8 protein-coding genes and 1 pseudogene are annotated in these 6110 nt (G+C 45.4%); 7 read left to right on the top strand and 2 right to left on the bottom strand.

The window, feature by feature from the left end; translation table 11 throughout:
• Positions 1 to 348: 348 nt before the first annotated feature.
• The 7 genes and pseudogenes from HQK80_14765 (at position 349) to HQK80_14735 (ending at position 4060) form a co-directional block, all read left to right on the top strand.
• Positions 349 to 582, top strand: coding sequence for a CopG family transcriptional regulator (locus HQK80_14765; GenBank protein MBF0223458.1), 234 nt, complete (start codon positions 349 to 351; stop codon positions 580 to 582).
• On the top strand, positions 579 to 896 hold the full coding sequence (locus HQK80_14760; protein ID MBF0223457.1) for a type II toxin-antitoxin system PemK/MazF family toxin: 318 nt from the start codon (positions 579 to 581) through the stop codon (positions 894 to 896). The genes HQK80_14765 and HQK80_14760 overlap by 4 nt, the downstream gene beginning before the upstream one ends.
• 10 nt (positions 897 to 906) lie before the next feature.
• Positions 907 to 2595 (top strand): glycosyltransferase family 4 protein, encoded by a 1689-nt coding sequence (locus tag HQK80_14755; protein MBF0223456.1) that lies wholly within the window; start codon positions 907 to 909, stop codon positions 2593 to 2595.
• Between the two features lie 125 nt (positions 2596 to 2720).
• Entirely contained in the window at positions 2721 to 3002 is a 282-nt protein-coding gene (locus HQK80_14750; GenBank protein MBF0223455.1) for a hypothetical protein, read from the top strand.
• The gene (locus HQK80_14745) at positions 3002 to 3184 is read left to right on the top strand and encodes a hypothetical protein (GenBank protein MBF0223454.1); all 183 of its coding nucleotides are present in this window, start codon (positions 3002 to 3004) and stop codon (positions 3182 to 3184) included. Before HQK80_14750 ends, HQK80_14745 begins: the two co-directional genes overlap by 1 nt.
• Positions 3185 to 3355: 171 nt before the next feature.
• Entirely contained in the window at positions 3356 to 3628 is a 273-nt protein-coding gene (locus HQK80_14740; GenBank protein MBF0223453.1) for an HU family DNA-binding protein, read from the top strand.
• Positions 3624 to 4060, top strand: a pseudogene (locus HQK80_14735) (DUF4149 domain-containing protein). Before HQK80_14740 ends, HQK80_14735 begins: the two are co-directional and overlap by 5 nt.
• A 74-nt stretch (positions 4061 to 4134) precedes the next feature.
• On the opposite strand, the gene HQK80_14730 reads toward HQK80_14735, so the two are convergent.
• Together HQK80_14730 and HQK80_14725 are read right to left on the bottom strand one after the other, a co-directional pair.
• Positions 4135 to 5307, bottom strand: a complete 1173-nt coding sequence (locus tag HQK80_14730) for an RtcB family protein (GenBank protein ID MBF0223452.1) — start codon at positions 5305 to 5307, stop codon at positions 4135 to 4137.
• Between the two features lie 69 nt (positions 5308 to 5376).
• Positions 5377 to 6099, bottom strand: a complete 723-nt coding sequence (locus tag HQK80_14725; protein ID MBF0223451.1) for a CBS domain-containing protein — start codon at positions 6097 to 6099, stop codon at positions 5377 to 5379.
• Positions 6100 to 6110 lie beyond the last annotated feature (11 nt).

Here is a 6110-nt window from a genome sequence, read left to right as displayed (position 1 = left end):
TTAAAAGCTCTGGACTGCCGCGTCGCTGCGCTCCTCGCAGTGACGGGAATAATTGTCGTCTTCGAAGTCGGAGTTTATGCCCTTCCGTTGCGGGTGCTATCTGCGAGCGAAGCGTGGCAATCCAGAAAAAGTAGGCCCAAGGTTAAAAGCTCTGGACTGCGCGTCGCTGCGCTCCTCGCAGTGACGGGAATAATTGTCGTCATCGAAGTCCGAGTTTATGCCCTGCCGTTCAGTGTGCTCCTTGGTCACTTTTTTTCTTGCAACCCAACGTTTGACATAGCTTTTCATGTGGATTATTCTAGCTATAGAACTCTTCCTCTTAAGTCAAGTTGGGAAAAAGGTGCAATGATGAAAACTATACAAATGACCTTCGATGAAAATTTACTTAAAGTTGTTGACTCCGTTGTTAAGTCCTTAAATACAACAAGATCGGCGTTCACTCGAAACGCTTTGCGAGAAGCTGTAAAAAAATTTACCACCTCATCCTTAGAAGATAAGCACAGGAAAGGCTATCAAGCACGTCCTGTGAACACTTCCGAATTCAACGACTGGGAAGACGAGCAGGATTGGGGGGATATGTGAAAAGAGGCGAGATCCGGTGGTATAATTTTAAGGCGCCAGACAAAAAGCGCCCAATTCTTATACTGACTCGAAGCTCCGTGATGGACTATCTTGGAGAAATTACTATCGCACCGATCACATCAACTGTCAGGGACATTCCAAGTGAAGTTTTCCTCTGCCGGGATGATGGTCTAAAAAAGGATTGTGCCATTAACTTCGACCACATCCAGACAGTCTCAAAAACAAAGATCGGTTCTTTGATTACTAAACTCAGTCCAGACAAATTAAGATCCGTTAACGAAGCTATCAGTTTTGCATTAGGACTCGAGGATTAAACAATCATAGATGAACATCATAAAAAAGTCACTCCAAACAATATATGACTGCGCCCCACTACGCGCCATTCGCAGTGAGTTCAGGAAGCGCCTTGCCAGCCTTCTCCAGCCTGTTTTTGACCAACAGGCCTCTCTTGCCAATAAGGTCACGGCGCTGCAAGCAGAGTTAAACACACAAAAAAGCACTGTCCAGGCTGCCGCAGCCGAAATATCGCAACTCATCACCCGGTCAAACTGTCAACTCACAGCCCTGACAGAGATAAACAACAAGTCAACTCACATTCTCAACAACCATAGTTTCCAGCCTCATCAGCAGTTAATCGATCTTTTATACAAACCTTTCACAGGAACTTTAAATAAACTTTTTGACAAAGCCTATTCTGTAGACCCAACATACTACCCGCTGCTTTTTAATGAAATTATTCAAAACTACAATTTTCCTGGCGGCACGGCCCAACTCTATCAGCACTTGCACAACATCAACCTATGCTCACCGCCTAACATACAACTCCATGCCAAACAGTCCGCAATCAAGCAGGGCCATCCCCTTAAAATTCTTATTGTCAGCGGCTACTTCCCCTGTGTCGAACATGGCGGCGGCCTACGTCTTTTTGACATTATATGCGCCTTATCCGAAAAAGGTCACGAAATCGATATCTACTCCCATTTCAGTCCAGAATTAGACACTGAGTCTTTTAAGCTTTCAGAGGATAAACTTGGGGATTATAAGCTGGTCGGTTTGGATGATTTCAAAACCGACACGGATATTCAAGCCTGGCTGAAAAGCATTAACAAAGATGAAAACTATTACGATGTCGTGCAGCTTGAATACCCTCCAGCAGTCCGCCTCATTAACGATATGAGAAAATTCGGCAAAAAGGTCGGCTACACCTTTATGGAATGCCAGACCAAAAGTTACGCTATTCTCTTGCACAATATAATCAAAAGCAACAAGTTTAGCGAGATACCAGCCCAAACAAAGATCTTCTGGAATCATCTTACCGGTGAAAAGTTTGCACTGGACAATGGCGATTTCTGCATTGCTGTGACGCCTGAAGATGCAAACGTTTTAAAACATCTCAGCCCTCGAACAACAGACATCATCCCAACCTGCATTTCAACCTATGGTGTTCTGAACGAAATTGATAAATATTCAGATATCAAGCCAGAGGAAAACTCCGCCACCTTCCTTGGCTACTACGACCACTACCCCAATATTGACGGCATGAAATGGTACCTGAAAGAGATCCACCCCCAAATTATTGCTAAAATCCCTGACTATAAAATATATATTATCGGCAGAGGTAATCTTACATCCTTAATGGAGATAGCAAAAGGAGACCCTTCTGTAGTTTTTACCGGCAGAGTTGACAGCATTATCCCACACATCCTTAAATCAAAAATCTGTGTCTGCCCACTCATTTCAGGCGCCGGAATTCGCGGTAAAATCAATCAGTATTCAGTGGCGGGAAGACCAACCGTCTCAACAACAATTGGCAACAAAGGGCTGCCATACAAACATGCAGAATCTATACTTATTGCTGACCAGCCACAGGACTTTGCCAAAGAGGTCATCAACCTCCTCACGGATCAAAATCTTTATGAAAATCTTCAGAAAAACTCCTACCAACTCGCCATCGAAAACTTCACCTGGAAAAAGCACATAGAAACCCTGGAAGCTATCTACTCTGCCGAATAATGCAATTTATTAGCACCAAACCTTCTGTTAGCAAACATGCTTAAACAATTAAAAAAAGTATTAACAGCAAACCTTCTTGCACATACACATGCCTATGCGTATAATATGGACCAGGAGGAGACATAATGCAACAAGCACACAATCAAGACTTGATTAGAAAACAGTTCTACATTTCGAGGAACCAGACTGAAAAGCTTGATTTAATAGCTAAGAAACAAAAAAAGTCTGCCGCCGAAATAGTTCGCCTGGCCATTGATGCGTATAACCCTGATGCTATAAACAGTCTTGAAGAAACAGAGCTTATGGAATTAGTTTCTACACGTCTTAAAGAAACTATTGCTGATACTCGTGAGACCAGAAAACGCTTAAATAAAACTTTAAATGAACTCGGACGGAGGTCAGTTTAATGGGGGGCTGGAAGGATTTGCTTTTAGATACGCTAAAACTTACAGATGAAGTTAAGCGACTCAACAAAGATATTGATCGCCTGGAAACGCACGTTGTTGATGTAGACAAAAGGGTTGTTCGCTTGGAGACTTTAATTGAAGTTACCAAAGGTCAGAACATTGGTCTTATCAAGAAACTGTAAAATAGACGCTTCCCATTTTTCTTCAGTAGTGTCCGGTTAGGTGACGGAGAAAATACGTAGGCATTGTGCCAACTATCTTGGGGAGCATAGCTTTTCGCCTTGTATCTACTCGCCACGCCTATAAACTTTAGGCAATTTATTTAAAACAGATCACAATAGGAGACAAAAAAAATGAACAAATCAGAACTCGTTGCTGCAATAGCAGATTCAGCAGCCCTCAGTAAAGTAGCAGCAGAGAAAGCACTCACCGGGATGATTGAGTCAATTTATGAAGCACTTTCCAGCGGTGACAGTGTAACCCTCATTGGCTTTGGCACTTTTTCCGTATCAAAAAGAGCTGCACGTACTGGCCGCAATCCCCAGACAGGAAAACCATTGAAGATTGCTGCTAAAAACGTTGCAAAATTCAAAGCCGGTTCGAAATTGACTGAGGCAGTAAATTAGATGGACTGCTTTCCCTGGATTCAGTGAACAAAGTCATACTCGTCCGTTCGGCCTCCAGGTCCGGCTATTAGGACTTCGGCAAAAACAGACGCCGTATAGAAGAAATTCGAGCGGCATTGTCGGAGTTCTCTTTCCAGGTTTTTTCAAATGGGGGTTGGCATGCGGAGTTGTCGCTCTTATTCCCCTTTTCCTTTCAGCTCCTAAGCATAAACCCGTCGCGGCAATTTTCATTGTCGCCATGCTTACTGTTACCTCGTTTCAGGCGTTTGTAATTGAACCCAGGCCCCAGCACTGAAGAAGGAAATCCCCTCGTTTGAAACCACAACAAAGAACCATCCACTCCGTGAACAATTTAGAAAGTTACACGGTGTCTCAGCAGCAGGAAACCTTTCGGTAATCGGAGGCGGTATCGCTCTGGTTATCCTTCTGTAAGCACTTCAGCCGCAGTTTATATGATAAAGAAAAAAAGTCTCAACGATGATGCTCTTGGTGTAGCGTTTATGATACTACCCTTTAATGACCGCCAGTGGCCTTAGCTCCACCGCAATATCAACCAAATCTGCTTGATTCCCCATTACAGTAAAGATATTTTTGTATGCTCCAGCGGCTTCGTCAAGGTCTTTGGCGTTTCGTATGCCGTGAATAACTCCAAGTGCGTCAAGGCGTGCAATCTCTGCGTCAAGGGAAAGCTCTTTTTGGGCCTGCTTGCGGCCCATTCTCCGTCCGGCCCCGTGGGAGCATGACATAAAGCTTTCAGGTTCTCCCTTTCCTTGTACAATATAGCTGACCGCACCCTGGCTGCCGGGAATAATCCCAAGCTGGCCGTGGTATGCCCTCGTGGCACCCTTGCGGTGAATCATCACGTTTGCGCCAAAGTGGTGCTCCATGGCGGCGTAGTTATGGGCAATATTGACGATCTCGCCAAATGAAACATCACCAACCGCTTCAGCTACACACGACTTAACCCGTTCCATCATAAGACCACGGCTTGCAAGGGCAAAGGCTACGCAGTATTGCATTTCAGCCAGGTAGGATTGGCCCTCTTGTGTGTTCAGGGGCAAAAACGCAAGCTGCCAGTTTTTGGGCACAGAGGAGTTCCAGCGCTCATTAAGCGTAATCGCCAACGCGTTATAGTAATGTGCAACTTTAAACCCTATATTCCGGCTACCGGAGTGAATCATCAACCACACAAATCCATCATTACCTTGCTGCATCTCAATGAAATGGTTGCCCCCGCCAAGTGTGCCTATCTGCTTCAGCGCAGAGTAATATTCACGCTTCACAATCGGCAACTTGCTATCTTCACAGTCAACCCCGTGTGGCATCAATTTCTCATCTTGCTTTTCGAAGTGGTGCGAGAACCCAACAGGGACAGCACTTCGTATGCCACCCATGATTTTCTTTAACGTCTCTTGGTCAAGGGCAGGAATAGAAGTCCTGAGGGCGCACATTCCGCACCCAATGTCCACACCCACTGCGTTAGGGATAACGACGTCCAGGGTTGCCATGACACCGCCGATAGGCATTCCGTAACCTTGATGAGCGTCAGGCATAAGGGCTATGTGCCGGAAGACGAACGGAAGGTTTGCAAGGTTCTTGGCTTGCTCAAGCGCCCCGGCCTCAATGTCATCCAACCACAATTTGATAGGCTTCTGTTCTGTAGAAATTACTTTTTTCATACAATCCAACTTTAGTTTTTTATTCCCCAAGACCTGACACTAAAAACTCTTCCTCACATAACGCCAAGCTCACTGGCGAGGATGGAGTGTAGCGGAATCCCCGTCCAGTGCAATGCTTTGTTCGGCGGTAGTTTCTACACGTTCCTCCTCAATACCAAGCGCTTTGGCACGTTTTATCCATAGTCTCCGGGCCAGTACACGCATGTCTTCGACGCGGTCGATTTCGTCCATGATTTCAACACCAAGCAAGGTCTCAACCAAGTCCTCAAGCGTCACGACTCCTCTCGTCCCCCCATACTCATCAACAACCAGAGCGATGTGCTGACGATCCTTGAGTAATCTATTCAGTAACATCGGTAATGATACCGTTTCAGGAACCACAGAGATGTCACGCTTCAAGGACTTGAGCATTTCTTCCTGCTGGTCCGATGCTTTGCTCAACAAAATGTCACCCCTGAGAACAAAGCCGGTAATATCGTCGATCCCTGTCTTATAAATGAGAATGCGCGAGAATGGTTTATCTTTGAGGTACTCGAATACCTCCGATACCTTTCTATCTTCGGCAAGGGCAAACACCACGCTAAGTGGCGTCATGACATCCATGGCCTTCACCGATCCATAGCGAAACAGATTTTGTATAATTCGGGATTCGTTATCGTGAATGTGCCCGCCGTCATAACCGAGCCGCGCCATGGCGATAAACTCGTCGCGACTGAAATTGTGTATGGCCTTTCCACGTGATATGAGTTTTGTCAACTTCTCTGAGACCCACACAAATGGATAAAGGGTCACGATAAGGCCCT

This window comes from Desulfobulbaceae bacterium (assembly GCA_015231515.1).
GTDB lineage: Bacteria > Desulfobacterota > Desulfobulbia > Desulfobulbales > VMSU01 > JADGBM01.
Note: the sequence above shows the minus strand (reverse complement) of the source record. Positions and strands in the feature narration are given on the sequence as shown.

Bases quoted from the DNA above. Each gene is read 5' to 3' on its own strand.
- HQK80_14765 (MBF0223458.1), top strand. From the start codon at position 349: ATGAAAACTATACAAATGACCTTCGATGAAAATTTACTTAAAGTTGTT.
- HQK80_14755 (MBF0223456.1), top strand. From the start codon at position 907: ATGAACATCATAAAAAAGTCACTCCAAACAATATATGACTGCGCCCCA.
- HQK80_14750 (MBF0223455.1), top strand. From the start codon at position 2,721: ATGCAACAAGCACACAATCAAGACTTGATTAGAAAACAGTTCTACATT.
- HQK80_14745 (MBF0223454.1), top strand. From the start codon at position 3,002: ATGGGGGGCTGGAAGGATTTGCTTTTAGATACGCTAAAACTTACAGAT.
- HQK80_14740 (MBF0223453.1), top strand. From the start codon at position 3,356: ATGAACAAATCAGAACTCGTTGCTGCAATAGCAGATTCAGCAGCCCTC.
- HQK80_14730 (MBF0223452.1), bottom strand. From the start codon at position 5,307: ATGAAAAAAGTAATTTCTACAGAACAGAAGCCTATCAAATTGTGGTTG.